This is a genomic window from Mycobacterium sp. (genome assembly GCF_032161845.1).
Classification (GTDB): domain Bacteria; phylum Actinomycetota; class Actinomycetes; order Mycobacteriales; family Mycobacteriaceae; genus Mycobacterium.
Window position 1 is genome coordinate 1 of sequence record NZ_JAVRQA010000060.1, and the last position, 2,621, is coordinate 2,621.

Genomic DNA, 2,621 nt, shown 5'->3' on the forward strand with positions numbered 1-2,621 from the left:
GAACGCCGCGAGGGTGGTGACGCTCGCCCCGACCGCGATGGCCAGCAGCGCCCTCGGCAGTCGGTGCCGGTTCATGTTCGACCGGTCGGCCTCGGCGGGAAGGATGCGCAGCACCAGAACGAAGATCACCAACGTCAGTGTCTCGACCAAGAATTGGGTGAGCGCCAGATCTGGCGCGCCGTGAAAGATGAAGATGACGCCGCAGCCGTAGCCGGTGACGCCGACGATCAGCACCGCGGCCAACCGGTTGCGCAGGACGGTCGCTCCGACTGCCGCTGCAAGGATGATCACCCCGGTGACTGCCTGCAGCGGCGACTCCCACCCTCTGAGTTCCGGACGGTCGCGGGCGCCGAGCATCAGCACCGCCATGGGCAGCAGCACCAGTGTCGACAGGATGACCGCCTGTGTCGCCGGAATGGATCCGCGTTGCGTCAACGCGGTCAACCGCACCGCGAGGACGTCGGCGCCGCGGAGAACCGCGTCGTAGATCCGGTCCGCGTTGCCGAGGGGCAGATAGCCGATGGGGGCGCGGCGCAGCCTCGCCCTGCCGAGGAACGCGGCGGTGCCTACGCCGAGGACCAATGCCGACAGCAGCAGCGGCAGATTCACGCCGTGCCACAGCGCCAGGTGGTAGTCCGTTCCCCCGGACACCGTGTCGGCGTATCGCTCCAGGACGTGGTCGAGGCCAGTCGGCCAGACGCCGAATATCAGACCAGCGCCCGCGAGAATGGCCGGTGAGATCATGAAACCCCTTGGTGGACGGTGCATTTCGGCGACTCGTCGGCTCGGTGTGGATCTGCCCTTCTTCGCGAACGCACCATGCAGGAAGCGAAGGCTGTAGATCGTGGTGAAGATGGAACCGAACACCACGCCCGCGAGGACGAACGGGGCGGCACCACCGAGAGACGCGCTGTGGTAAAGGGTTTCGAAGTCGGCTTCCTTGGCGACGAACCCGAGGAATGGAGGGAGTGCCGCCATGCTCGCGGTCGCGGCGACGGCGATGATCATCAACGGCTTGTCGCGCTGCCCGAGCGAGGCCAGTCGGCGAATGTCGCGGGTGCCGGTGGCATGGTCGATGATGCCGACGACCATGAACAGGGCCGCCTTGAACATCGCATGGGCGCACAGCATCGCGAGGCCCGCAAGCATGAGGTCACCGCCACCTGAGCCGACCATGAGCGTGATGAGTCCGAGTTGGCTGACCGTGCCGAAGGCGAGAATCAGCTTGAGGTCGTACTCCCGGACCGCGCGCCAGCCCGCCAGGAGCATGGTGGCCAATCCGAGCGTCACGATGGCAGGGCGCCACCCGGGCGAATCAGCGAAGCCCGGTGTCATGCGGGCGACGAGGTAGACGCCCGCCTTCACCATCGCGGCGGCATGCAGGTAGGCGCTGACCGGCGTCGGCGCGGCCATGGCGCCCGGCAGCCAGAAGTGAAGGGGGACGAGCGCGGACTTGCTGACTGCGCCGACCAACACCAGGATCACGGCGACCGAGGCCGCCGTCCCCGTCGGCGCAGCGCCAACCAGTTCGGACAGTCGATACGTTCCCGACACGGTGCCAAGGATGACGATGCCGACCAGCATGGTCAGCCCACCCGCGGTGGTGACCAGCAGTGCCTGGGTGGCGGCGCGTCTGCTGGTGGCGCGTTCCGCGTAGTGCCCGACCAGCAAAAAGCTCAGGACGGTGGTGAGCTCCCAGAACAGATAGAGCATCAGCATGTTGTCGCTGACCACCAAGCCGAACATGGCACCGGAGAATGCGACGAGCTCGGCGGCGAAGCTCGGCAGGCGCTTCTCGCGATGCCCGTCGTGATGGTGGAAGTACTCGGCACAGTAGAACAGCACCAGCGCGCCAACGGCGAGCACCAGCACGCTCATGATCGCGGCGAGCGTGTCGAAGCGAAGGGTGATGTCCATCGACAGGGCGGGCACCCAGTCGAGGTGCACCGTCGCGGGGTCGGCACCCGGCCAGTTCAGGCCAACCCAGATCAGCGAGCCGAGCGGCACCAGCGATAACGGGTAGAAGGCCTGCCGCCCCCACCGACGCACCAGGAGCGGCGCCACCGCAGCGGCGAGCCCGTGGGCGTAGAGGATGGCGAGCAATGGCACCTCGATGTCGGCGATGAGCGCTTGCGCGAGAGCGTCAGCGGGGTGTCAGCCAGCCTGCGAATGAGTCGTGGGCCGGGCGAGCTGGGTGTGCGTCCAGTCTACGGGTGCGGCCGTCATCGGATGCGCTTGAATCAGCGCATGCCCGAAGCCACCATCGTCAGCGCCATCCTCGACATCGCCGCACCGGCTGCGGCCATCTTCGAGCTGATCGCCGATCCCTCGCAGCAGCCGCGATGGGATGGCAATGACAACCTGACCGAGGCGTCTGCGGGCCAACGCGTGCACGCCGTCGGCGACGTCTTCACGATGACGCTGACCAACGGAGACGTCCGCGAGAACCACGTGGTGGAGTTCGACGAGGGACGTCTCGTCGCATGGCAGCCGTCAGAACCTGGCTCGCCGCGGCCCGGTCACCTGTGGCGCTGGCAGCTGGAGCCCCTCGACGAATCGCATACCCGCGTCGTCCACACGTATGACTGGACGCGGCTCACCGACGAGAAGCGTCTCGTTCG

At 67.1% G+C, this 2,621-nt stretch carries 2 protein-coding genes; one reads left to right on the plus strand and one right to left on the minus strand.

Annotated features, from left to right (window positions below; all coding sequences use genetic code 11):
• Positions 1-2,103 (minus strand): Na+/H+ antiporter subunit A (locus QOD90_RS03630; protein WP_526346764.1); only part of this gene is annotated, 2,103 nt, incomplete at its 3' end.
• A gap of 144 nt (positions 2,104-2,247) precedes the next feature.
• Here QOD90_RS03630 and QOD90_RS03635 point away from each other — a divergent pair.
• Positions 2,248-2,621, plus strand: a 374-nt coding sequence (locus QOD90_RS03635) for an SRPBCC family protein (protein ID WP_526346762.1), incomplete at its 3' end; no start/stop codon positions are given.